This is a genomic window from Salegentibacter sp. T436, assembly GCF_001932675.1.
In the GTDB taxonomy this organism is placed as follows: Bacteria; Bacteroidota; Bacteroidia; order Flavobacteriales; family Flavobacteriaceae; genus Salegentibacter; species Salegentibacter agarivorans.
The window spans coordinates 3,297,721-3,322,687 of record NZ_CP012872.1; the positions used below are offsets into that span (position 1 = coordinate 3,297,721).

A 24,967-nucleotide genomic window follows, 5' to 3' on the forward strand; every position below is an offset into this window, starting at 1 on the left:
ATTTTAGACAAAGACGCAACCTTTTTATAAAAGCTGCATCTTATAAATATACTAACACAAACAATATGAAAAAATTTTTTACACTTATCGTTGTATTAAGCCTTCTCTCCTGCGATACAGAAGAAAATGATGAAAACCAAATCTCAAGTTTAGATTTGGTTTTTAAAGAACTTCCACAGGAATGGAAATTAATAAAAATGACCGGCAGTTTTGAAGGTTCTGACACTACAGGAGAGGAAATGTATTGGCAGGAAACCTACAGTTTTTCTGAAGATGGAACCTTTACTAAAAGTAGGACTACTGAAGATGGGGAAACCCTTAAAGCTTCTGGTGAATTTATTATATCGCAGGAAATGGGGAATCCAGAAAAAGCTTTAGTGCTTACTTATGAAGAGGAACAGGCTATTATAGGAAATTGTTATAATATTCCTGTAGAATATCTTTACTATAGCAATGATGAAGAGCTTCTTTTAAGCAATTGGTGGGCTTGTGATGGACCTGGCTTATTTTATGAAAGAATCGAGTAAGCATTCATAATCTTTTAAAAATAAAAAACCTCCTTAGCCAAAACTAAGGAGGTTTTTATTTATGATAAATTCAGGAAATTACTTCCCTTCCATTTTATCCTTTAAAGCCTGAAGATCGGCGTTAACATCACCAATAGTGGTTTTGTCGTTGTTTTGCGCAGCTGCTTTCTTAGCGGCTTGCTTAACAATTTGCTGTTCTTCTTCTTTGTGAATAGCCATATGTGAAGCTACCACTCTCTTGAATTCTTTATTGAATTCAATGATCTGGAACTCTGCAGATTCACCTTTCGTCAATTTGTTACCGTCTTCTTTTTCAAGATGTCTGGTTGGAACAAATGCAGTGATATCTTCATTAAAGTCTATTGTCGCACCTTTATCTACGATCTCTGCAATCTCTGCGGTGTGTTTAGTACCCACAGCGAATTCAGTTTCGTATTTATCCCAAGGATTGTCTTCAACCTGCTTGTGACCAAGGCTCAACTTACGACCATCTACGTCTAATTCAAGAACTACAACCTCAAGCTTATCACCTACATTAGTAAATTCTGATGGGTGCTTGATTTTCTTCGTCCAGGATAGATCAGAGATATAGATAAGTCCGTCAATTCCTTCTTCCAATTCTACGAATACACCAAAGTTGGTGAAGTTACGTACAATTCCGGTGTGTTTAGAACCAACAGGATATTTAGTAGTAATATCAGTCCATGGGTCTGGAGTTAATTGCTTAATTCCAAGAGACATTTTACGGTCTTCACGGTCTAAAGTTAAAATTTGAGCTTCAACCTCATCGCCAACATTTACGAAATCCTGAGCTGAACGCAAGTGCGTGCTCCAAGACATTTCAGAAACGTGGATAAGACCTTCAACACCATCGGCAACTTCAATAAATGCACCGTAATCTGCGATTACAACTACTTTACCTTTTACCTTGTCTCCAACCTTAAGGTTTTCGTCAAGCGCTTCCCATGGGTGTTTGCTTAATTGCTTAAGACCAAGTTGGATTCTTGTTTTAGCTTCATCAAAGTCAAGAATTACCACGTTTAGTTTTTGATCAAGTTCAACGATCTCATTTGGATGGTTGATACGAGACCAGCTAAGGTCGGTAATGTGAACAAGTCCGTCAACTCCTCCAAGGTCAACAAATACTCCGTAAGAAGTGATGTTTTTAACAGTACCTTCAAGTACCTGACCTTTTTCAAGCTGACCGATAATTTCTTTCTTCTGCTCTTCGATATCGGCTTCAATAAGCGCTTTATGAGAAACCACAACGTTTTTGAATTCGTGGTTGATTTTTACAACTTTGAATTCCATTGTTTTTCCAACATAAGCATCGTAATCACGGATAGGCTTCACGTCTATTTGAGAACCTGGCAAGAATGCCTCAATTCCAAATACATCTACGATCATACCACCTTTAGTTCTGCATTTCACAAAACCGTTTACGATAAGACTTTCGTCGTGAGCTTTGTTCACACGATCCCAAGCCTGAATTACACGGGCTTTACGGTGAGAAAGGATTAATTGTCCTGTAGAATCTTCACGAACATCGATCAAAACCTCAACGTCGTCTCCAACTTTAAGATCTGGATTGTAACGAAATTCGTTAAGGGAAATAACGCCTTCACTTTTTGCGTTAATGTCTATAATTGCATCACGATCTGTAATATTAATTACTTTTCCTGTTACAACTTCGTCATTTAAAGTGTCTACGAAATTCTCTGCAACTAATTTCTCAAATTCTTCTAGCTTCTCATCATCAATAGGGTCAATTCCCTCTTCATAATTGTGCCAGTTAAATTCTTCAAGAAATTTCTCAGGGTTTTCCTGCTGCTCGGTAGGAGCAGGTTGCGATGAAGTAGCCATTCCGGCTACCGGTTGAACTTCAAGATTTTCGTCCTGAACGTCCTGTTGTTTGTTGTCTTCAGCCATTGCTGATAAAAAATTTGTATCCTGTATTCTTCGGAAAAATTAAGCAAATAAAACACAGAAGTAGTTATGATTTTGATTTCCAACCCCTTTTGATTTTCCGATTCTTCGCCAAAAAGGGCTGCAAAAATACAACTTATTTTTCTTTTCTCAAACCCTAATGAGTCTAAAAAAAGCATGCTTATTCTTCAATTTTATCCTTAGCGAGTTTGAGTACTTTTTCAAATTGTTCTTCTAAATTCATATCTGAATTATCTATTTCAATAGCATCTTCAGCTTTCACTAGTGGAGAGTCTTCGCGGGTGGTATCCAGGTAATCCCGCTCTTTAACATTAGCCAGTACATCTTCGTATTTAACCTCATCCCCACGGCCCTTTAATTCGTCATATCTGCGCTCTGCACGTTTTTCGGTAGAAGCGGTCATGAATAACTTCAAATCAGCGTCAGGAAAAACAACAGTTCCAATATCACGACCATCCATCACTACCGCTTTATTTTTGCCAATTTCCTGCTGAATTTTAACCAACATCTTTCTAACATCTGGCACAGCTGCCACTTTACTCACCTGTTGGGAAACTTCCATCAACCTGATTTCCTTTTCAACATTTTCATTATTTAAATGAACTTCCCCATACCCCACTTCTTTATTAAAAACAAAGCCGATATTAATAAAAGGTAATTGCCTTAAAATGGCTTCTTCGTCAAAATTGGTGTTGGTGACTATCATTTTGCGCATTAAATATAAAGTCACCGCGCGGTACATCGCACCGGTATCAACATAGACATAGCCAAGTTCTGCCGCCAGCTGTTTAGCAACGGTACTTTTCCCGGTGGAAGAATAACCATCTATGGCAATCGTTATTTTTTTACTCATAATTTAATTTAAAAGTGGAAAGCAAAACTAAACAAAGCGATAGTCTTCTGAAACTTTAAGTATTAGAATTAAAAAAGCTGTCTAAAAAACCCCTGTATTTTGGACGCCATTCTAGACTTGATGCAACTCCTAACTTGAAAACAGTTGCATCGTGTTAGATTCTGAAATAAATTCAGAATGACGTTTTAAAATAAGGCTCTTTAGACAGCTTATGTATTAATATGTATTAAAGTGTCTTGGCGTTTTTCACCTTTTCATCGGTAATCGCAAGATCTATAACTTCACTCATTTCATTTACATAATGAAAAGTAAGTCCTTTTAAATAATCTTCTTTAATCTCTTTTATATCGCGTTCGTTTTCCTTACAAAGAATAATCTCTTTAATACGAGCACGTTTGGCAGCAAGGATTTTTTCCTTGATCCCTCCAACCGGAAGTACTTTCCCTCTTAGGGTAATCTCTCCAGTCATTGCAATACTTTTCTTCACTTTTCGCTGAGTAAACAGGGAAACCAAAGAAGTAAGCATCGTGATCCCGGCACTCGGCCCATCTTTTGGCGTAGCACCTTCAGGTACGTGAATATGAACATTGTATTTTTCAAATATAGTAGGATCTAAACCAAGTTCTTCGGCATTAGACTTCATATATTCCATCGCAATGGTAGCCGATTCTTTCATCACTTTTCCGAGGTTTCCGGTAATATTCAGATTTCCTTTTCCTTTAGAAAGAATAGATTCAATAAATAAGATATCGCCACCAACTTGAGTCCAGGCTAATCCAGTAACCACACCGGCAACTTCATTGTTTTCATATTTATCGCGTTCCAACCTTGGACTACCAAGAACTTCTATAACATCTTCGTTGGTAACTTTCACATTGTACTCCTCCTCCATCGCAATATTCTTGGCTGCGTGACGAACCATTTTAGCGATTTGTTTTTCCAATCCACGAACTCCGGATTCTCTTGTATAACCTTCCACAATTTTTTCTAATTGCGGTTTAGCAATTTTTATATGCTCTTTGGTTAATCCGTGTTCTTTTAATTGCTTCGGAAGCAAATGTTGCTTGGCGATTTCTACCTTTTCTTCAATGGTATAACCGGTAACATTTATAATTTCCATACGGTCTCTAAGTGCCGGTTGAATGGTACTTAAAGTATTTGCGGTGGCCACAAACATTACTTTAGAAAGGTCAAAGCCCATTTCCAGGAAGTTATCGTGGAACTCGCTATTTTGCTCAGGATCCAACACTTCCAATAATGCGGAAGAAGGGTCACCGGCGTGGCCCATACTTAATTTGTCAATTTCATCTAAAACAAAAACCGGGTTACTGGTTCCTGCTTTTTTAAGCGACTGGATTATTCTACCGGGCATTGCGCCGATATAAGTTTTTCTGTGCCCGCGTATTTCCGCTTCATCACGTAATCCACCAAGAGAAACTCTCACGTATTCTCTACCCAATGCCTCGGCCATAGATTTACCCAGCGAAGTCTTACCAACTCCGGGAGGTCCGTAAAGACAAAGTATTGGAGACTTCATATCGTTACGCAGTTTCAATACCGCCAGATATTCTATAATTCGGCGTTTTACATCATCTAAACCATAGTGGTCACGATCTAAAATTTTCTTCGCTCTTTTTAAATCGAATTTATCCTTACTAAATTCATTCCACGGAAGATCAAGGAACAAATCCAGGTAATTTCGCTGAATGGAATATTCTGCAACCTGCGGATTCATCCGCTGCATTTTAGAAATTTCCTTATCAAAATGTTTTTGAACCTTTTCCCCCCACTTTTTCTTTTTGGCGCGGAGTTTCATTTCTTCAATTTCATCTTCATGGGAAACTCCACCCAGTTCTTCCTGGATGGTTTTCATTTGCTGGTGAAGAAAATATTCACGCTGCTGCTGGCTCATATCACTCTGCACCTTACTCTGAATATCATTTTTAAGTTCCAATTTCTGAAACTCCATATTCATATGTCGCAAAGTAGCCAGGGCGCGATCTTTAAGATCGTTTGTTTCCAGTAATTTTTGCTTGTCTTCTACCGCAAGATTCATATTGGAAGAAACAAAATTGATTAAGAATGAAGAGCTTTCTATATTCTTAATAGCAAAAGAAGCTTCACTTGGAATATTAGGACTTCCTTTTATAATTTGAAGTGCCAATTCTTTAATAGAATCTATAATCGCGGGAAATTCTTTGTTATCCAGTTCTGGTCTTGCTTCGGGAACTTCCTTAATTTTTGCAGTTAGGTAAGGTTCCTCCTTTACAATTTCATCAATTTCAAAACGTTTTTTACCCTGGATAATTACCGTAGTATTTCCATCGGGCATTTTTAAAACACGCAGAATACGTGCAACAACACCGGTATTGTAAATATCCTTAGCAGAAGGATTTTCAACTTCTTCGTCTTTTTGAGCAACAACCCCAATAATTTTAGAATCGTTATTTGCTTCATTAATCAATTTAATAGAAGTATCTCTTCCGGCAGTAATTGGAATTACCACCCCGGGAAACAACACTGTATTTCTTAACGGTAGTATTGGTAAAGTATCGGGCAATTCTTCCCTGTTTATTTCTTCCTCATCCTCTGGCGTCATTAAGGGAATTAAATCTGCATCCTGATCTATATCTTGCAATGACAAACTGTCAAAACTCGTCAATTTCGTTTTAGCCATAATTTATTTTAAGTCAAACTGTCACTAACAGCCTGTGGTTCTTAATCTTTTCTTTTTCTGCAAAGCCTTATGCTCAGTAAACTAAGCGACTTTTCGTGCAATTTCAACTAGAAGTAGTCAATTCCTGTGCCACCATCTTTTCCAGATTTTTTTTCTGAAAAGTGTAACAAATCAAATTCAAAGCTATCTTTAGTATAGAAACAAGATAGTTTTAATTGACACCAACCATCACACATATCAATGATCTTGTTGCGCGTTGCCGGAAAAATGACCAGCGGGCACAAATGGAAGTTTACGAGCGCTATTTCAAAGCCATGTATAATACTTCCCTGCGTATTGTGAACGATACAGCTGAGGCTGAAGACATTATGCAGGAAGCATTTTTAAAAGCTTTTGCCAAAATAGATAGCTTCCAGGGGACTTCAACTTTTGGTGCCTGGTTAAAAAGCATTGTGGTAAACCTAAGTATTAATGCTTTCAATAAAAAGGTAAAATTAAACGAAGTAGCCTATAATGATGAGCTCAAGAACGAAATGGATGAAGGTGAAGGAATTATCCTGGAAGAAGATTCAAAAAACCAAAAAGTAAATAAAATTTTAAAAACACTTAATTCACTTAAAGAAAATTACCGCGTTGCTTTAACGCTGCACTTAATAGAAGGTTACGATTACGAAGAGATTGGTGAAATACTAAATTTAAGTTATGCCAATTCCCGAACAACAATCTCAAGAGCTAAAGAAAGCCTAAGAAAAAAATTGCTAAAAGATGAAACCGGCCTGATGCCGGACACATAAGCTGGAAAAAAACCAGGTAAAAATAATTAGTCTGCGAGAAACTTACTGGATTATTTCAATTTATAAAATTATGAAAAAAGATAATATAAACGAGCTTTTTAAAGAGCTGGACTTTGAAAATAAAGAACCTGCTTCAGGCCATAGAACCAGGTTTCTGGAAAAGCTGGAAGAACAGAATAACCAAGCCAAAACTTTGGGTAGCAGGCCTCACAAGAGAAGCCTTTGGGCTCCAATGCTATCGGTGGCTGCAATACTTGCGATAGCTTTTATGGTTTTTGCAGGTTTTTTTAATGAAAACACCCGCAGAAATTCAGGAGAATTGGCAAGTGTTTCTCCAGAAATGAAAGAAACCCAGCAATTTTACACCCAGCTTATAAAAACAGAACTGGCAACACTGGAAGCTGAAAATACGCCGGAAACCGAAGCTATTGTAAATGATGCGCTAACACAACTTGAAAAACTGGAAACCGAGTACGAAAAACTAAAAAAAGACTTGCAAAACAGTGGTAAAGATAAACGGGTTATCTACGCGATGATCTCCAATTTTCAGCAAAGAATAAACCTATTAAATGAAGTACTTGAGCAAATAGAAAATATTAAAACTCTAAAAAACCAAATCGATGAAAACTATATTTAAATTATTAATGGTAACGATGCTGGCCCCGGCTTTAAGCTACTGCCACGGCGATCTTAACGGGAGACATACCAAAGAGAAAAAGGTCACAAAAACTTATAATGTTAGTGCTACTGATTTACTCACGATAGACAACAGCTACGGGAATGTAGATATCTCTACCTGGAGTCAGAACAAAGTGGTGATAGAAGTGAATATAAAAACCAATGGAGATGATGAGGAAAAAGTACAAAAGAAACTGGACGAGATCAATATAGAATTTAATCAATCTTCATCTGGAGTGAGTGCAAAAACCCATTTTACGAGAGAAGACAGATCCTGGTGGAGTTCACTTTTTAATAGTTCTGGCAATGTAAATATGGAAATTAACTACACCATTAAAGCGCCTGAAAGACACAGCGTAGATATAGAAAATGATTACGGCGGAATTTACATAGATCGACTTTTAGGCAATGCAAAAATAAGCTGCGATTATGGAAAAATTGATATTGGCGAATTACGTGGAAATTCTAACCTGCTTAATTTTGATTACACCCGAAACAGCCACATAGGTTATGTGAAAAATGCAGAGATAAATGCAGATTATAGCGGGTATGAAATAGAAGAAGCCGAGAGACTAAATATTAGTGCCGATTATACCGATTCAAGGATTAAAAAAGTAGCCCAGCTCGATTTTAATTGTGATTATGGAAGTATAAATATTGAAAAAGCAAAAAGGATCGTCGGTAATGGAGACTATTTAAGTACTAAAATTGGTCGTGTTTTTGAATCTTTAGACCTTAATCTCGATTATGGTTCTGCAACTATAGAAAAGATCTTAAAAGGAGTTTCTAAAGTAGAAATAAACACCGATTATGCCGGTATAAAACTAGGTTACGATAGAGAACATCCCTTTAATTTTACAGTAAAATCATCTTACGGAAGTGCAAAAGGACTTGAGGAGATGCAAATTAGGAAACGCCACGATGAGAATACCGGCAAGCTTTTTGAAGGATATCATCTTGAAGAAAATTCAGGTAACAGTATTTTTATAAACACTAGTTATGGAAATGTAACTTTCAGTAAACAATAAACAAACTAAAAATAATTCATCAATCATTACACTTAAATCATGAAAAAACTAATCTTAATTTTATCAGTATTATTTATCGCATCATCTCCAGTACAGGCGCAATGGTGGGGCAGCAGCGAAACCGTAAAAGGAAACGGCGAAATGACTTCAGAAAAAAGAAGTACCGGCGATTATGACGAAATTTCTCTGGTAGGCTCTATGGATGTGGAACTGGTTTCTGGCACCGAAGGTAATTTAACGGTTGAGGCCGAAAGCAACCTGCAAGAATATATCACCACCGAAGTGAATGGCGGTACTCTAAAAATTTCAGTAGAAAAAGGTTATAATTTGAAACCTTCCAGAAGTAATGGCATTAAAGTTACTGTTCCTTTTAAAGACTTAGCTGCCGTTGAAGTAACCAGCTCTGGAGATCTTTGGAATTCTTCAACAATTACTGCGAGAAACTTTAGCACCAAACTTACCGGTTCTGGCGATATTAAATTAGATCTGGAGGTTGAAAACCTGGAAGGTGCGGTAACCGGATCTGGGGATATACTTTTATCTGGAAAAGCCAGGGACTTTAATTGTAAAGTTACCGGATCTGGAGATTTTAAAGCCTATGATCTTAAAGCTGAAAATGTGGAAGCTACAGTAATGGGTTCGGGAGACATTCAAATTTCCGCCAATAAAAAATTGAAAGCTAAAGTAATGGGCTCGGGAGATATTAAATACAAAGGAAACCCTGAAAACCAGGATTTCAAAACTTCAGGTTCGGGTTCAATTTCTTCAAATTAATATTCAGAAGAAATAAATTGAAAAAGAAAAATTATTAAATCCTGTCTTTCGAGACGGGATTTTTTATGGGTACCCGTAGCAGCAATATTACCCCGGCGATAAAAAAGATCACTAAAAACAAGATTGAATTTCTAACGCTTCCGGTAATTTGAGCCACAATTCCGTAAAGAAACATTCCTATCACAATTCCTATTTTTTCTGAAACATCATAAAAACTGAAATAACTAGCAGTATCTATAGCATTTTCTGGAAGCATCTTAGAATAAGTAGACCTGGATAAAGACTGAATTCCTCCCATAACCAAACCTACCGAAGCAGCCGCTACATAAAATTGCTGCGGAATCACTATAAAAAAAGCATAACCGCAGATAGCAATCCAGATTAAATTTATAAAAATGAGGATTTTAATATTTCCATATTTTATAGCCAGCCTTGAAGTTAAGGTCGCGCCTATCACAGCCACCAATTGGATTAATAAGATACTAATAATTAAGCCAGTTGTGGCATCTTGCTCCCCCCACTCCAATTCTTCTATCCCAAAATAAGTTGCTACCAGCATTATGGTTTGCACAGCCATACTGTAAACAAAGAATGCGGCTAAATATCGCTTTAGTTGAGTATTATGTTTTAGGGTGAGCCATATTCCGCGAAGTTCTCTAAATCCATTGAAAAGCACATTTTTAGTAAATGCAGCTTTTTTATTTCCTTTAGGTAAATAGGCATAAGTGTATTGGCTAAAACCAATCCACCATACCCCGGTTAATACAAAAGATAAACGGGTAGGTAAAGCTTCACTTTCAAAACCAAAAGTTTCATAATTAAGAATCATTAGTAAGCAGACTACTAATAAAATCACACTACCAATATAACCCAAAGAAAATCCTTTCGCGCTAACTTTATCCTGCTGATTTGGAAAAGCAATATCTGGTAAATAGGAATTATAAAAAACCAGGCTTGCCCAAAAACCGATAAGTGCAAGAAAATAACACAATAACCCAAACCAAAGAAATTCCAGACTAAACCAAAAAAGACCAATGCAGCTAAATGCTCCCAAATAGCAGAAAAACTTTAAAAAATTCTTCTTATTACCCACATAATCGGCAATTCCAGATAAAAACGGACTTAAAATAGAGACTACCAGAAAAGCAGCTGCGGTAACGTAACTTATTAAAGAATCGTTGTTAAAACTTATTCCGAAGAAATCTACAGTATCGTCCAGGATACTACCATCTTCATCTTTTACAATGGTTAGTGCTCCATAAAAAATAGGAAAAATCGCTGAAGAAATTACAAGACTGTAAACCGAGTTTGCCCAGTCATAAAAAGCCCAGGCATGTAATAATTTTTTATGCCCTTTGGGGAGTGTATTCATTTATTCAGAATATTTAAGGAGCCCTAAAATAGAAAAAGCTGCCTTAAAAGACAGCTTTTTCATATAATTTATACATTATGTTTTATTGGAAACTTGTAACACCGTATTTCTTAGCTTCGGCTTCAGCTTCAGGTGCCCATTTTTGCAGGTTGTTTATTCTGGTTTCATTAGCAGGGTGAGTACTTAAAAACTCTGGTGGAGCCTGCCCATCACTTTGTGCAGCCATTCTTCTCCACAAATCGGCAGCCTCGTAAGGATCATATCCAGCTATTGCCATTAAAGTTAAACCAATTCTATCGGCTTCGGTCTCGTGGCTACGGCTAAAAGGTAACATTACTCCTAACTGTGTTCCCAAACCGTAAGCCTGTGCAAAAATTTGCTGAGTTTCCTGGCTTCTACCGCTAACAGCCACTGAGCCTGCAACTGCTCCTAATTGTTGCAATTGTGCTGCACTCATTCTTTGGGCTCCATGATCGGCAAGGGCGTGGGCAATCTCGTGAGCCATAACAACGGCTATGCCGGTTTCGGTTTCAGCTACCGGTAAAATTCCGGTAAAGAAAACTATTTTTCCACCAGGCATTGCAAACGCATTTACAGCATCATCTTTTACAAGATTATATTCCCATTTAAAATCTTCTAAAAATCCCTGGTATCCATTTGCATTTAGGTACCGCTCAGCTGCAGTTTCAATTTTATTACCTGTTCGCTTAATCATTTGTGACTCGGCAGTGCCAGTTATAACTTCATTTTCAGACAAGAATTGATCGTATTGCTGAAATGAAGCAGGAAATAACTGATCGTTAGAGACAAAATTTAAATTCTTTTCTCCAGTAAATGGATTGGTTTTACATGCTACCACGAGTAGTAAAACAGCAATCACACTAATTGTCTTTTTAAGTTTCATATGTTTTGGTTTAGTTTTGTTAAAATTACAAAAGCCTTGAATGCTTATTAATCGCTTTAAGCATCATTTAACAGTTTTCAAAAATAATACCATAATGAGAATAATCCTGTAGATAGCCGTTTCTTCCGGGTTGGGACATTTAAGAAATATGTAAATTGCGACTTAATTACCTAAAATTAAAAATGAACAAACAGCAAAAAGACCAAATCCCGGTACAAAGATTACTTGTACCTAATTATATTAGATATACCGGCAACGTACTCTCTAAACTATCACCCTTTGTAGCCAGCAGGTTTGCTGGGCAACTTTTTTTAACTCCGTTTAAATATAAGCTGCCAGAGCGTGAAAAAAACATGGATAAACTTTCTAAACAATATCGGGCAGAAATTCCAAAAACCGGCCGTGAAGTTGTGGTATATGAATTTGGGGAGAGCAAAAAGAAAATTTTATTGGTGCACGGGTGGAGTGGCCGTGGAACCCAATTAGCCAAAATAGCTGAAGCCTTAAAAGCTGAAGGTTTTAGTACCATTAGCTTTGATGCTCCCGCCCACGGTAAAGCTCCCGGCAGGAAAAGTATGATGCTGGATTTTATAGATTCCATTCAGCTTTTAAATGAAAAATATGGTCCATTTGAAGCTGTGATTGGTCATTCGCTTGGGGGTATGGCTACGCTTAGAGCTGTAAAAGAAGGATTGAAGACAAAAAAACTGGTAATAATAGGCACCGCCAACAGTATTACCCACATAACCCGTGAATTTGCGCGAAACCTTAAAATGAACCGTAAGGTTGCCGATAAAATGAAAGCTCATTTCGATAAAAAATTTGATATTGATATGGATAGTTATTCCGGAGCAATTTCGGCTAAAGAGGTAAAGATACCTACTCTTGTTGTTCACGATGAAGATGATGTAGATGTAGAAATATCTTCGGCTTACGATATTCACGAGGCTTTAGAAAACAGCGAACTCTTTCTAACAAAAGGTTTAGGACACCGCCGTATATTGGGCGACTCTAAAGTAATTAACAAAATCACAACGTTCATCGCGGTATAATCTTTGTACTTTTAAAAGAAAAAACCCATCCAGGGTTTTTAGAATGGCTATTCCCTTATAAAATAATTAGCTATTTAAATTAAAAAACAATGAAAAAGATAATACCAATTTTACTCGCCGTCTTTGTGATGAGCTGCCAGGGCAATGCCCAAAAAGAACAGGAGAAAAATCAAAAAGCACAGGAAGAGTTTGAAGTTTCCAAAACTGATAAAGAATGGAAAGCTGAACTAACCGATGCAGAATATAAGGTTTTACGAAAAGCAGCTACAGAGCCAGCATTCTCCAGTCCTTTGAATGATATAAAAGAAGCCGGGACTTTTGTTTGCGCTGCCTGCGGAAAGGAACTTTACAAAACCGAACATAAATTTATGAGCGGTACGGGCTGGCCAAGTTTTGATCGCCCCATTGAAGGCGGAGTTGCTTATGGAACTGATTCTAAATTAGGTTATCAAAGAAACGAAGTACACTGCGCCCGTTGTGGTGGGCATTTAGGCCATGTTTTTGAGGATGGACCAAAAGAAACCACTGGTAAAAGACATTGCATAAACGGGATTGCAATGGATTTTGAACCAGAAGAAAAATAAGATTTCCGCCTTCGCGGAAAGGACAAAAAATTTATTATGAAAAAGTACAGTATAGAAAAACCCGAAACCGAATGGAAAGAACAACTCTCTGAAGAGCAATTTCAGGTATTGAGAGAAAAAGGAACAGAAGCACCGCACACCGGCAAATACAATATGCATTTTGAAGATGGTGAGTATTTTTGCGCCGGTTGTGGCGAAAAACTTTTTGACAGTGAAGCCAAGTTTGAGAGCGGCTGCGGTTGGCCCAGTTTTGATAAAGCCATAGAAGGAAAAGTAGAATACGTACAGGATAAAACCTTTGGTATGATTAGAACAGAAATTCTATGTGCCAATTGCGGCGGGCATCTTGGCCACGTTTTTGATGATGGTCCTACCGATACCGGCCAGCGCTATTGCGTAAATTCGGCCAGTATAAATTTTAATAAATAACAACTTAACACCTATTATTATGAAAAAATTATTTTCTATTTTATTTATGACCACATTTTTATTCGCTGCCTGTGAAGGAGATCAGGGCCCGCAGGGACCTCCGGGACCTCCCGGTGAAGATGGATTTGACGGAATTGACGGATTAGGATATACTTATGAGCAGACTTTTAATTTCGATTATTTTGCAGATACTAATACCTATTCCTATTTCATTAATATTCCAGATGAGGTAGCAACCGTGAACCCTCAGGCTGATGCAGTTTTAGTGTATCGACTTGAAGTGGTTGAGGATAATGATGGAAACGATGTAGATACCTGGAGTTTAATTCCTCAGAATTTCTTCCTTGATGAAGGCACTATACAATACGTCTACAACCATACCGCTGGAGATGTTGAAGTTCTTATAGACGGTAACTTTGATTTAAGCAATCTTGACTCGTTTTTTGTCGAAAATCAAACCTTTCGTATTGTAGTTCTTCCTTCTGATACTTTCGCAGAAGATACAGGTATTAATGTTTCAAGCTATAACGCTGTTATGAACGCACTTGATTTAAAAGAAAGTGATGTAAAAAAAGTTGAAGCGATTAAATAATCCTTCATTTATATTAAGTTTTTATTAGACCTCCCAGGTTTCAAAACCTGGGAGGTTTTTTGTATTCATAAAAAATACAACATAAATAGAATTCAAAATCTTTACCTTTAATATAGCTGGTATACTCCTTACGAAAACTTTTCAGTTTAAGCGATTATTCCTTAAATTCGCAACTTCACTCGCTAAGCGAGATTTGATTTATTAAGCCTAATAAAAAATTCCGAATATGAGTAAATACGATATCATTGTTTTAGGTAGTGGCCCGGGTGGTTATGTAACCGCCATTAGAGCTTCACAGCTAGGTTTTAAAACCGCAATTGTAGAAAAAGAAAGCCTTGGAGGTGTTTGTTTAAACTGGGGGTGTATCCCAACTAAAGCCCTTTTAAAGAGTGCCGAGGTTTTTGATTACCTGAAACACGCCGAAGATTACGGATTAAGTCTTGAAAAAGCCGATAAGGATTTTTCAAAAGTCATTAAACGTAGCCGCGATGTGGCTGCAGGAATGAGCAAAGGAGTTCAGTTCCTAATGAAGAAAAATAAAATAGACGTAATTGAAGGCTTCGGAAAATTAAAATCCGGTAAAAAAGTCGCTGTTACAGATAAAGACGATAAAACCAAAGAATACCAGGCCGATAATATTATTGTGGCTACTGGTGCGCGTTCTCGCGAATTGCCAAACCTTAAACAAGACGGTAAAAAAGTAATTGGTTACCGTGAAGCAATGAGCCTGGAAAAACAACCAAAATCTATGATTGTTGTTGGTTCTGGCGCTATTGGAGTTGAGTTCGCTCATTTCTACAATGCAATGGGAACTGAGGTTACCGTGGTAGAATTTTTACCAAACGTTGTGCCTTTGGAAGATGAAGAAATCTCCAAACAATTTGAGCGTAGTCTTAAAAAAGCAGGAATTAAGGTTATGACCAATTCTTCGGTAGAAAGTGTAGATACATCTGGCAAAACAGTAAAAGCTAAGGTGAAAACCAAAAAAGGCGAAGAAACACTGGAAGCTGATATCGTACTTTCTGCAGTTGGAATTAAAACCAATATTGAAAACATAGGCCTTGAAGATCTTAAGATCAAGACCGATAAAGATAAAATTGTTGTAGACGATTTTTATAAAACAAATGTGGACGGAATTTATGCTATTGGTGATGTAGTTCACGGGCCAGCTCTTGCTCACGTTGCTTCTGCAGAAGGTATTCTTTGTGTGGAAAAGATAAAAGGAATGGATGTAGAACCATTAGACTACGGAAACATTCCAGGATGTACATATGCCACTCCTGAAATTGCATCGGTTGGAATGACTGAAAAGCAAGCCAAAGAAGCCGGTTACGAACTTAAAGTAGGTAAATTCCCTTTCTCTGCTTCAGGAAAAGCAAAAGCTGCAGGAAAATCTGAAGGGTTCGTAAAAGTAATTTTTGATGCTAAATACGGCGAATGGTTAGGTTGCCATATGATTGGCGCCGGCGTTACCGATATGATCGCTGAAGCGGTTCTGGGACGTAAACTGGAAACTACAGGCCACGAAGTATTAAAAGCAGTTCACCCTCACCCTACAATGAGTGAAGCGGTGATGGAAGCTGTTGCTGCTGCTTACGATGAAGTAATTCATATTTAAGAAGCATATAATTTTAAAAATTAAAATCCCCGAAGCAATATTGTTTCGGGGATTTTTTGTTTTTAACGTCATCCTGAATTTATTTCAGGATCTAATATGTTTAAAATTAAATTATGTTAAAAGCTGAAAAAATACCAAAGCTTCGGGACAGCTTGAAGAAGTTAAAATGTTTAGATTTCTATTCCAACAACAAATCACAATATACAAAACTGGTATCCCAGGATTTCTGATCTTTAGAAAAGCAAATATTATCTGATTCTTTAGCAGGTTTATACGATCTCTCTACCATCTCCCCTTTTTTAAATTTAATTGGTTCTTTAAAGATTGGACCATCAAAAACAAAAGTGTGAAATTCTCCGTTTTCACCACAAGGATCTACGTCCTTTGGTAGATCTTTTAAAAAGCTTTGGTCTAGAATTCTTCCACAGAAAGATTTGTCGAGTTTAGCGGTATTTACGCAAACCACAATTGCTTTAAATCCCGTAGCAATAAATTCTTCTAAAAGCTCCCTTGTATCCTGTTTCCAAAGCGGAAATACTGCCTGTACCCCTATTTCCTCTAATTGATTTTCGCGGTAACGCTTCAGGTCTTCGAGAAAAATATCACCAAAAATACTATGGGTAAATCCTTCATCTAAAAGTTTGTTGGTTTCTATTGTCATTATTTCATTATAATTTTCCATAGAAACCTCACCATTCAATTCTATTTTTTGAAGTGGTAAATCTAAACATGCTGCCTGTTTTTGCAGTAATTCCAGTCGTACGCCGTGCATAGAAATTCGGTTAAATTCTGTATTTACCGTTGTGACTAATTTTTGCAAGGAATATTCTCCATCCTGCTTAACCTTATAAAGTGCCAAAGCGGCATCTTTACCACTACTCCAATTTAGATAGGCTTTTTTCATCATTTTTCATTTAAAAAACTTTGAATTGCCAAATCGTATCCCAAAAGTCCAAATCCAAGAATTACCCCTTTAGCGTTAGGAGCTATATAAGATTTATGCCTGAATTCTTCCCGCGAATGGGTATTGGAAATATGTACTTCTACAACAGGAGTTTGTATGCCTTTAATTGCATCTCCCAATCCCACCGAAGTATGTGTGTAAGCGGCTGCATTTAAAACAATCCCGTCAAACTCCTTATCGGCTTCATGAAGTTTGTTGATGAGCTCCCCTTCTATATTACTTTGAAAATAGGAAAGTTCGGTTTTTTGAAATTTAAACTGGAGTTCAGAAAAGTAGGTTTCAAAACTTTTATTTCCGTAGGTATCAGGCTCACGGGTTCCCAAAAGGTTAAGGTTGGGACCGTTTATAATCATTATTTTCATTTTTTACCGGTTAGCTGGTTATACTCGTAAAGGTAAAAAATAAGATATAGTTGATCTATAAAAAACCCTTCAGAAAAAAAGAAGATCCTTTTAGGGAAATTCAATTTTTAAGAAGGGTAATTTCTGGTTGGTTACTTACAGTTACAATCCAAATTCAAGTCCCAGGTTTATGGCCCCAAAGCTACCGCCATCTACACTAATTCCGGTATAAGATCCTACCAAACCAATAATTCCAAAATTATAGCCTACTTGCGGCCTATAATAAAAACCACCGTCGTTGCCTTCATTTAAGCCTACTGCGTAGCCCAAATCGGCTCCAAAAAAGAAACCTCTTGCAAGAGAAATTCTTCCTGATGCCGCAATAGGTAGAAAAGCAGGATCATCTACTTCAAAGCCGCCAAAATTATCTTCGTCCATAAAAAATTGGGTATATCCTATTTTAGGACCTAGATACAACATATCAGCGACGTCTAACATATAAGCTAAATCTACCCCGGCTTGAAAATTACTGACTTTTTCAATATCTCCAACAGGTAAGCCAACATTTGCTCCTATTCTTAATCCGCTTTGTGCCTGCATAGCAGTGGTTCCCAATAAAGCAAAACAAATAATAAGTACCAGACGTTTCATAATTATACATTTTTGGTTACTTACCTAAAGGTATTGTAATTAACAATTAGTAGAACCTATAGTAGTGAATTACAGGATTTCAGGTATAAAAAAAGCGGGAACCATTAAGTTCCCGCTTTCTATTCATAGGTGTTAAAATGCTGTATTAAAACATTAGTCCAATACCTGCCTGGATCCCGTTATTTTTAATAGCATCGTCATCCCAGTTGTCGCTATCAAATACATCTGTAAATCCTTGAGTATACCTCGCAGATAAGAAGAACCCGTTGTTGAACTTGTAAGAAGCACCAATAGCACCTCCAAATTCAAAAGTACTTCCGGCTTCAGTATCAAACTCTGCTTCACCAATACTACTTTCAAAATCATATTCTTCTTCTACTAAAAAGTTAAAAGAAGGTCCTGCTTCAATGGATAATCCATCTATTAGGTAGATCTTAGCTAGAACAGGCACTTGAATATAATCAAGTTGGTATTCTCCATTTACATTCTGTCCAGCGAAATTTCTATTTGCTTCCACTCCCTGAGTTGCATAAAGCACCTCTGGCTGTAAAGAAAAACGTTCGCTTAATGGAATTTCAGAAAGCAAACCTAAGTGAAACCCTGTTCGGCTTTTTTCATCCTCAAATCCGTCTGAAGTCATATTGGTGAAATTAACCCCACCTTTAGCTCCAAAATACACGAATTCCTGTGCGCTAGCCGCGGTAGTAAAACCAAATACGGCAATTACTGCAATTAAAATTGACTTTTTCATTACTTTCATTTTTGTTAGTGTTACAAGGGCAAATGTAGGAACAGGCTTCTTAATAAAATGTTATGTAAGCCTAAAGTATTACTAAGATTAAGGCAAATTGTTTATATCTTTAACGTATGAAATGGGCTTCAGCACTACAGGATTATTGCAACTACCTTCGTATAGAACGCGGACTTTCAAACAATTCTATTACTAATTACAGGATGGACGTGGTAAAACTTATCAACTTTTTGAGCGTTAAAAAAATTGAAGTCTCTCCGCTTCAAATTTCAGAAGAAATCTTACAACAATTTAATTACGAAATTGCTCGCAATGTTAATGCGCGTTCCCAATCGCGTATAATTTCTGGCTTACGCGGATTTTTTAATTACCTCGTTTTTGAAGATTACCGCAAAGACAATCCTTTAAATCTTATAGAATCACCTAAAATAGGCCGTAAACTTCCTGATACCATATCAACTGAAGAAATAGACCTACTTATCGCAACAATCGATCTAAGCAAAGCTGAAGGCGAACGCAATCGTGCCATCCTGGAAACTTTATATGGTTGTGGCTTGCGGGTTAGTGAACTTACCGAGCTAAAAATTTCAGACCTGTTCTTTAAAGAAGGTTTTATTAAAGTAACCGGAAAAGGAAATAAACAGCGTTTTGTACCTGTTTCAACCTATACACAGAAGTTTATTAATATCTATAAAGATGAAATTAGAATTCATCAAAAGATCAACAAAGAATTTTCTGATACTTTATTTCTAAATCGAAGGGGAAACCAGCTCACCCGCGCAATGATCTTCACTATAATTAAACGTTTAGCCGAAAAAGCCGGAATTCAGAAAAAGATAAGTCCGCACACATTTAGACATTCATTTGCCACCCATTTACTGGAAAACGGAGCCGATTTACGTGCTATCCAACAGATGTTAGGACACGAGAGTATTACCACTACTGAAGTGTATATGCACGTAGACCGCAAACATCTTCGGGAAATTATGGAGCAATATCATCCAAGACGATAACTTATATTAAAGTTCGGTTAAACAGGTTTCGAAACTTCAAAAAGCCTGTATTTATTAGTATTTTAAGGCCAATTGATTTTTAAAAATTGCGAAGAAAAAATTTAAACCAATTCAAAAAATGAAAACATTAAAGTTTAAGAACGGTGATGAAATGCCGGCCATAGGATTAGGCACCTGGAAATCTGGAAAAGATGAAGTGAAAAATGCGGTAAAAACTGCATTAAATAACGGTTATCGCCATATTGATTGCGCCGCTACTTATGGCAATGAAGACGCTGTTGGTGAAGCTTTCGCTGAAGTTTTTTCTGAAGGGAAGATAAAACGCGAAGAAGTATGGATTACTTCAAAACTATGGAATAACGCTCATAAAAAAGAAGATGTGATTCCTGCATTGAAAAAAACGCTGAAAGACCTTCAATTAGATTATTTAGACCTTTATCTAATTCACTGGCCGGTAGCATTCAAATCCGAGGTGGATTTTCCTCAAAATGATGATGAATATTTATCATTAGAAGAAGTGCCGCTAATAGAAACCTGGAAAATGATGCTTGAAGCCAAAAACCAAGGTTTGGTAAAACACGTGGGTGTTTCTAATTTTAGCACAATGAAACTTGAAGAATTAATGGAAGAAACTTCAGAATATCCAGAAATGAACCAGGTAGAATTACATCCTTATTTACAACAAAATGAGTTGCTGGAATTTTGCAGTAAGCATAACATTCATGTTACGGCATTTTCTCCTCTTGGCAGTGGCGACCGTCCCGATAGAATGAAAGCCAAAGACGAACCTTCTTTACTGGAAAATCCTGTAATTAAGAAAATTGCTAAAAAGCACGGTGCAAGTGCCGGCCAGGTATTGATAAAATGGAATGAAATGCGTGGAACCGCGGTGATCCCAAAGTCTACCAATGAGGAAAGAATTATAGAAAACCTTGCCAGCGCCGGACTTAATCTAAATGAAGAAGATTTAGAAGAAATTGCTGCTTTAGACGAGCATTACCGGTATGTAACCGGCGAGTTTTTTGTCACCAAAGGAAATTCTTACCAGAACATTTATGACGATGACGATTATAAAGCTTAGTTAATCGTAATTAAAAAGGGTGTTTGAAATAGTTACTACGTCAAACACCCTTCTAAATATGAAATTTTTAAAATATTATCTATCTCTACTTAGCAATATTTACCGCTCTTGTTTCGCGAATTACCGTTACTTTAACCTGTCCAGGATAAGTCATATCAGTCTGGATCTTTTGTGAAATTTCAAAAGAAAGGTTTGAAGCTTTTTCATCATTCACTTTTTCACTTTCAACAATTACACGTAATTCACGTCCTGCCTGGATGGCGTAAGCTTTTTTCACTCCTCCAAATCCAAAGGCAATCTCTTCAAGATCCTTTAAACGCTGAATATAAGAATCCAGCACCTGCCTTCTGGCTCCCGGTCTTGCACCGCTAATTGCATCACAAACCTGAACAATAGGAGAAAGTAAAGAATTCATCTCTATCTCGTCGTGGTGAGCACCAATAGCATTACAAACTTCAGGTTTTTCGCCGTGTTTCTCTGCCCATTGCATTCCAAGGATCGCGTGAGGCACTTCTGTTTCGGTTTCCGGCACTTTACCAATATCGTGTAATAATCCCGCACGTTTAGCCAGTTTTGGGTTAATACCAAGTTCTGAAGCCATTACGCCACAAAGTTTTGCAACTTCCCTGGAGTGTTGTAATAAGTTTTGGCCGTAAGAAGAACGATATTTCATTCGTCCTACCAGTTTGATCAATTCTGGGTTTAAGCCGTGAATTCCTAAATCAATTACGGTACGCTTACCAATATCAATAATTTCCTCGTCAATTTGCTTGCGGGTTTTCTTAACCACTTCTTCAATTCTGGCCGGGTGAATCCTACCATCGGTTACCAATTTATGGAGTGATAAACGAGCAACTTCCCTTCTAACCGAATCAAAGCAAGAAAGAATAATAGCTTCAGGAGTATCGTCTACAATAATTTCTACCCCGGTTGCGGCTTCTAATGCCCTAATATTTCTTCCTTCACGGCCTATAATTCTACCTTTTACATCATCGCTCTCAAGGTTGAAGACTGAAACACAATTCTCAATAGCCTCTTCAGTTCCAATTCGCTGAATGGTGTTTATAATAATTTTCTTGGCTTCTTGTTGTGCGGTTAATTTTGCTTCTTCTATAGTATCCTGAATTAACGCCATAGCATCTGTCCGGGCGCTGTCTTTAAGCGCTTCAGAAAGTTGTGCCTTGGCTTCATCGGCAGAAAGGCCGGAGATCACTTCTAACTGCTGTATCTGGCTGTTGCGAAGTTTATCTATTTCTTCCTGTTTCTTTTCAAGATATTCTACGCGCTGATTATAATCGGTTAATTTTTCTTCAAACTCTTTATTGAGCTTTTTATTCTTAGAAAGTTCTCCCGAAACCTGCGATTCTTTATCCCTAATGCGTTTTTCGGCATCGTTCATCTTTTTATCCCGGTTAAGAATTACCTTCTCGTGCTCCGATTTTAACTCGATGAATTTCTCTTTAGCCTGTAGTATCTTATCTTTTTTGATACTTTCTCCTTCAGATTTTGCTTCCTTAAGAATGTTGGCTGCAGTCTTCTTGGCGTTCTTAATGGTTTGTGAAGCTCTTTTTCGCTCCAACTGTTTAGCAATAGCAAACCCTATCGCTATACCCACAACCCCAATAACTATATTTAGTAATATCTCCATATTTAAAATTTATGTATAAAAAAAGCCTGTATTAGATAGGTTTTTGGATTAAACTCCTTAAAAACAAGTTTAGGGCTAACAAGCTGATCAAGAATCCGCTCTAAGGCGGCGCGCTTTTACAACTTAGACTCACCCTCTTTAAAGAATCTCTGTTGAGTTTATCAAAATATCACTAATACAGGCAGTAACCTTTATTTATTTAAAGAACGTTTATTATACCAGGTGCTTCTGCAGCAAATCGTTAAGTGATTTGAGTTTATCTTCTGCTTTAAGCGTATCGGTAGATCTATCTATATCTTTTTGCTCGGTTTGGGCGGCAAATTGTAAAGCACACATCGCTAATACATCCTGCTTATCCCTCACGGCATAACTTTGCTCAAATTGCTTAATCATAGCCTCAATTTTCTTCGCTGCCTTACGTAAACCTTCTTCCTGTTGGGGATTAATGGTTAAAGGGTACACACGGTCTGCAATAGAAAGTTTTATTTTTAATTTATCGGCCATATTTATTATTCAGATAATTGAACAATGCATTGATCAATCTCCCTTATTAAGCTATTTAATTTAAGCTTGGTTTCTGTTTTGAATTCGGTACTGCCCAGCATTGCATTGGCGGCTTTAAGATTTTGAACTTCCTGATTAGAACCTTCAATTTTTTGGGCTAATCTTTGGTTTTCTTCTTTAACAGCGGTCATTTCTTCCTCTAAAGAACGGTGATTCTGCTTTAAATTTTCATACTTATGAAGCAGTTTACTAATCCTATTTTCAAGGCTATCAACGATTTCTGTCAATTCACTCATAAAAGCCAAATGTAATGCTTATCCCCACAAAGTTAACATTCGCGCTCTAATATGCCAATTGTTTTTTCGTCTATTTTTAAAATTAGGCATGACATTTGCTAAGTTTCTAAGCACTAAGCCTTTAATTTTTGATTAAACTTTAATTAACTTTACGGCCCTGTTATACCCCAAATAAATAATTAATATGAAATCTATTTTAGCTGTAATTCTATTATTCTTTAGCACTGCAATCTTTGCCCAGGCGCAGCTTCCGAAAGATTATTTTCAAAAACCGCTTGATGTTCCACTAGTGCTTTCAGGTACTTTTGGAGAACTGCGATCTAACCATTTTCACAGCGGACTGGACATTAAAACCCAGCAAAGACAGGGTTTAAATGTAATTGCTTCGGCTAAAGGATATGTTAGCCGAATAAATATTCAACATTATGGCTACGGCAAAGCGCTTTATGTGCAACATCCTAACGGATACACCACTGTTTACGCCCACTTAAAAAAATTTTCGCCCGAAATTGAAGCCTATGTAAAAAAGCGCCAATACGCAAACGAAACATACGAAATAGAGCTCTTTCCTAAAGCTGGAGAATTACCGGTAGAAGCCAATGAACTTATTGCCTTTAGTGGAAATACCGGTGGCAGCGGTGGCCCTCACCTTCATTTTGAAATTCGTGATGGCAGCCAACGACCTATGAATCCTAAACTTTTTGGGATAAATATTGAAGATAATAGAGCACCCATAATTGACGGATTGTATGCTTATCCTTTAGACGAAGAAGCACACATAAATAATTCCCGGGAGCGACAAAAAATAAACCTTACACCACTTGAAGATGGGAGTTATATTGCAAGCGAAATTGATGCCTGTGGAAATATTGGCTTTGGTATTTCATCTGTAGATCAGCAAGATGGGGCTCCTAACCGAAACGGAGTCTATCAAATTGAAGCTGAGCTAAATGGGGATCGTATATTAACCTTACCCTTTAAGCGTTTTTCTTTTGCTGAAACCCGTCACCTTAACCAGTTAATCGATTATGAATATTATAGCAAAAACCGAAAACGAATTCAGAAACTTTTTGTTGAAAACGGAAATCCGCTAAGTCTTTACGAAGATGTAGTAAATAAGGGAGAGTTACATATTCAGGATAGCCTTAATTATAATTACACCATAAAAGTGAGCGACTTTGCCGGAAACCAGCGCGTGATAAGAATTCCTATCCAGGGAGTTCAACGAAACGATATTCCACCTAAAAAAGAAGATAAAACCGATTATTTTGCACAGGCAAATCAGCCTTTCGCTGCCGAAGCTAATGGAATGGATATCTTTATCCCCAAAGGAAGTCTTTATAGCGACACCTATTTAGATATTGAATTTGGAGAAGACAAAGTGAAAGTTCATCAAGACCACACTCCGCTTCATAAAAATATCACTATAGGTTTTGATGTAAGTGAATATTCAGCTGAAGAAAAAGAAAAGCTTTTTATCGCAAGATTAGGTTATGGAAACCGCCCTAATTATTCTTCTACCTACAAAAAAGCAAACCGATTCACCACCGGCACAAGAACTTTTGGAGAATATACCCTGGCATCAGATGTTACTCCTCCAAAAATATGGCCTGCCAATTTTAATGATGGCCAGTGGATCTCCAGCAACAATACTTTACAGGTGAAAATTAGCGATGATTTATCTGGAATTAAAAGCTATCGAGCTACGGTAAACGGGAAATTTATCCTTATGGAATATGAGTATAAAAACAATACGCTAACCCACGATTTTAGTGATGGTATTGTAACCGATACGGAAAACCAATTAAAAATTATTGTAACCGATAATGTGGGTAATAGTAATACTTATGAAGCAACGTTTTTTAGGAAGAATTCGTAATTTCAAGAAA

The 24,967-nt window shown here is 37.2% G+C and carries 25 protein-coding genes and 1 other RNA gene; 13 read left to right on the plus strand and 13 right to left on the minus strand.

Annotated features, from left to right (window positions below):
- The first annotated feature begins 65 nt into the window (after positions 1–65).
- Complete coding sequence (locus tag AO058_RS14630; protein ID WP_075327216.1) at positions 66–527, plus strand: hypothetical protein; 462 nt, start codon at positions 66–68, stop codon at positions 525–527.
- Positions 528–605: 78 nt separating this feature from the next.
- On the opposite strand, the gene rpsA is transcribed toward AO058_RS14630, so the two are convergent.
- The 3 genes from rpsA to lon form a co-directional block, all read right to left on the minus strand.
- Complete coding sequence (rpsA, locus tag AO058_RS14635; RefSeq protein ID WP_075327217.1) at positions 606–2,456, minus strand: 30S ribosomal protein S1; 1,851 nt, start codon at positions 2,454–2,456, stop codon at positions 606–608.
- Between the two features lie 178 nt (positions 2,457–2,634).
- Entirely contained in the window at positions 2,635–3,327 is a 693-nt protein-coding gene (cmk, locus tag AO058_RS14640; protein ID WP_075327218.1) for a (d)CMP kinase, read from the minus strand.
- A gap of 226 nt (positions 3,328–3,553) precedes the next feature.
- Positions 3,554–6,004 carry an endopeptidase La gene (gene lon / locus AO058_RS14645; protein WP_075327219.1) on the minus strand — a complete coding sequence of 817 codons (2,451 nt, stop codon included), beginning with the start codon at positions 6,002–6,004 and terminating at the stop codon, positions 3,554–3,556.
- Between the two features lie 215 nt (positions 6,005–6,219).
- Between lon and AO058_RS14650 the strand changes: the two genes are divergently transcribed.
- The 4 genes from AO058_RS14650 to AO058_RS14665 all read left to right on the plus strand — a co-directional run bounded on the left by AO058_RS14650 (position 6,220) and on the right by AO058_RS14665 (position 9,278).
- Entirely contained in the window at positions 6,220–6,798 is a 579-nt protein-coding gene (locus AO058_RS14650) for an RNA polymerase sigma factor (protein ID WP_075327220.1), read from the plus strand.
- A gap of 70 nt (positions 6,799–6,868) precedes the next feature.
- A complete protein-coding gene (locus AO058_RS14655) occupies positions 6,869–7,435 on the plus strand; it encodes a hypothetical protein (RefSeq protein WP_075327221.1) in 567 nt (188 codons plus the stop codon).
- Positions 7,419–8,504, plus strand: coding sequence for a hypothetical protein (locus tag AO058_RS14660; protein ID WP_075327222.1), 1,086 nt, complete (start codon positions 7,419–7,421; stop codon positions 8,502–8,504). The genes AO058_RS14655 and AO058_RS14660 overlap by 17 nt, the downstream gene beginning before the upstream one ends.
- Positions 8,505–8,543: 39 nt before the next feature.
- Positions 8,544–9,278, plus strand: coding sequence for a head GIN domain-containing protein (locus AO058_RS14665; protein ID WP_075327223.1), 735 nt, complete (start codon positions 8,544–8,546; stop codon positions 9,276–9,278).
- Positions 9,279–9,312: 34 nt separating this feature from the next.
- On the opposite strand, the gene AO058_RS14670 is transcribed toward AO058_RS14665, so the two are convergent.
- Entirely contained in the window at positions 9,313–10,650 is a 1,338-nt protein-coding gene (locus tag AO058_RS14670) for an MFS transporter (protein ID WP_075327224.1), read from the minus strand.
- An 82-nt stretch (positions 10,651–10,732) separates the two neighbouring features.
- Entirely contained in the window at positions 10,733–11,554 is an 822-nt protein-coding gene (locus AO058_RS14675; protein ID WP_075327225.1) for a M48 family metallopeptidase, read from the minus strand.
- Positions 11,555–11,736: 182 nt separating this feature from the next.
- On the opposite strand from AO058_RS14675, the gene AO058_RS14680 reads away from it, so the two are divergent.
- The 5 genes from AO058_RS14680 to lpdA all read left to right on the plus strand — a co-directional run bounded on the left by AO058_RS14680 (position 11,737) and on the right by lpdA (position 15,829).
- Positions 11,737–12,606 carry an alpha/beta fold hydrolase gene (locus tag AO058_RS14680; protein ID WP_075327226.1) on the plus strand — a complete coding sequence of 290 codons (870 nt, stop codon included), beginning with the start codon at positions 11,737–11,739 and terminating at the stop codon, positions 12,604–12,606.
- Positions 12,607–12,695: 89 nt separating this feature from the next.
- The gene (msrB, locus tag AO058_RS14685) at positions 12,696–13,190 is read left to right on the plus strand and encodes a peptide-methionine (R)-S-oxide reductase MsrB (protein WP_075327227.1); all 495 of its coding nucleotides are present in this window, start codon (positions 12,696–12,698) and stop codon (positions 13,188–13,190) included.
- 36 nt (positions 13,191–13,226) lie between these two features.
- Positions 13,227–13,619 carry a peptide-methionine (R)-S-oxide reductase MsrB gene (msrB, locus tag AO058_RS14690; RefSeq protein ID WP_075327228.1) on the plus strand — a complete coding sequence of 131 codons (393 nt, stop codon included), beginning with the start codon at positions 13,227–13,229 and terminating at the stop codon, positions 13,617–13,619.
- Positions 13,620–13,638: 19 nt separating this feature from the next.
- Entirely contained in the window at positions 13,639–14,211 is a 573-nt protein-coding gene (locus AO058_RS14695; RefSeq protein ID WP_075327229.1) for a hypothetical protein, read from the plus strand.
- A 226-nt stretch (positions 14,212–14,437) separates the two neighbouring features.
- Positions 14,438–15,829, plus strand: a complete 1,392-nt coding sequence (lpdA, locus tag AO058_RS14700; protein WP_075327230.1) for a dihydrolipoyl dehydrogenase — start codon at positions 14,438–14,440, stop codon at positions 15,827–15,829.
- A 178-nt stretch (positions 15,830–16,007) separates the two neighbouring features.
- On the opposite strand, the gene AO058_RS14705 is transcribed toward lpdA, so the two are convergent.
- From AO058_RS14705 to AO058_RS14720, 4 genes are all read right to left on the minus strand, one after another.
- Entirely contained in the window at positions 16,008–16,733 is a 726-nt protein-coding gene (locus AO058_RS14705; protein ID WP_075327231.1) for a diphthine--ammonia ligase, read from the minus strand.
- Entirely contained in the window at positions 16,733–17,155 is a 423-nt protein-coding gene (gene aroQ, locus AO058_RS14710) for a type II 3-dehydroquinate dehydratase (protein ID WP_075327232.1), read from the minus strand. Before aroQ ends, AO058_RS14705 begins: the two co-directional genes overlap by 1 nt.
- A gap of 141 nt (positions 17,156–17,296) precedes the next feature.
- Positions 17,297–17,785, minus strand: coding sequence for a hypothetical protein (locus tag AO058_RS14715; RefSeq protein WP_075327233.1), 489 nt, complete (start codon positions 17,783–17,785; stop codon positions 17,297–17,299).
- A gap of 145 nt (positions 17,786–17,930) precedes the next feature.
- Positions 17,931–18,536 (minus strand): porin family protein, encoded by a 606-nt coding sequence (locus AO058_RS14720; protein ID WP_075327990.1) that lies wholly within the window; start codon positions 18,534–18,536, stop codon positions 17,931–17,933.
- 116 nt (positions 18,537–18,652) lie between these two features.
- On the opposite strand from AO058_RS14720, the gene xerD reads away from it, so the two are divergent.
- Both xerD and AO058_RS14730 read left to right on the plus strand, forming a co-directional pair.
- Positions 18,653–19,549, plus strand: a complete 897-nt coding sequence (gene xerD, locus AO058_RS14725; protein ID WP_075327234.1) for a site-specific tyrosine recombinase XerD — start codon at positions 18,653–18,655, stop codon at positions 19,547–19,549.
- Between the two features lie 118 nt (positions 19,550–19,667).
- Positions 19,668–20,630, plus strand: coding sequence for an aldo/keto reductase (locus tag AO058_RS14730; protein ID WP_075327235.1), 963 nt, complete (start codon positions 19,668–19,670; stop codon positions 20,628–20,630).
- Positions 20,631–20,715: 85 nt separating this feature from the next.
- On the opposite strand, the gene rny is transcribed toward AO058_RS14730, so the two are convergent.
- The 4 genes from rny to AO058_RS14750 form a co-directional block, all read right to left on the minus strand.
- A complete protein-coding gene (rny, locus tag AO058_RS14735; protein WP_075327236.1) occupies positions 20,716–22,278 on the minus strand; it encodes a ribonuclease Y in 1,563 nt (520 codons plus the stop codon).
- A gap of 50 nt (positions 22,279–22,328) precedes the next feature.
- Positions 22,329–22,436, minus strand: a non-coding RNA gene (gene ssrS, locus AO058_RS14740) — 6S RNA.
- Between the two features lie 55 nt (positions 22,437–22,491).
- Complete coding sequence (locus AO058_RS14745) at positions 22,492–22,782, minus strand: cell division protein ZapA (protein WP_075327237.1); 291 nt, start codon at positions 22,780–22,782, stop codon at positions 22,492–22,494.
- Positions 22,783–22,787: 5 nt separating this feature from the next.
- On the minus strand, positions 22,788–23,078 hold the full coding sequence (locus AO058_RS14750; protein ID WP_075327238.1) for a hypothetical protein: 291 nt from the start codon (positions 23,076–23,078) through the stop codon (positions 22,788–22,790).
- A 184-nt stretch (positions 23,079–23,262) separates the two neighbouring features.
- Between AO058_RS14750 and AO058_RS14755 the strand changes: the two genes are divergently transcribed.
- Positions 23,263–24,957, plus strand: coding sequence for a M23 family metallopeptidase (locus tag AO058_RS14755; RefSeq protein WP_075327239.1), 1,695 nt, complete (start codon positions 23,263–23,265; stop codon positions 24,955–24,957).
- The last annotated feature ends 10 nt before the right edge of the window (positions 24,958–24,967 follow it).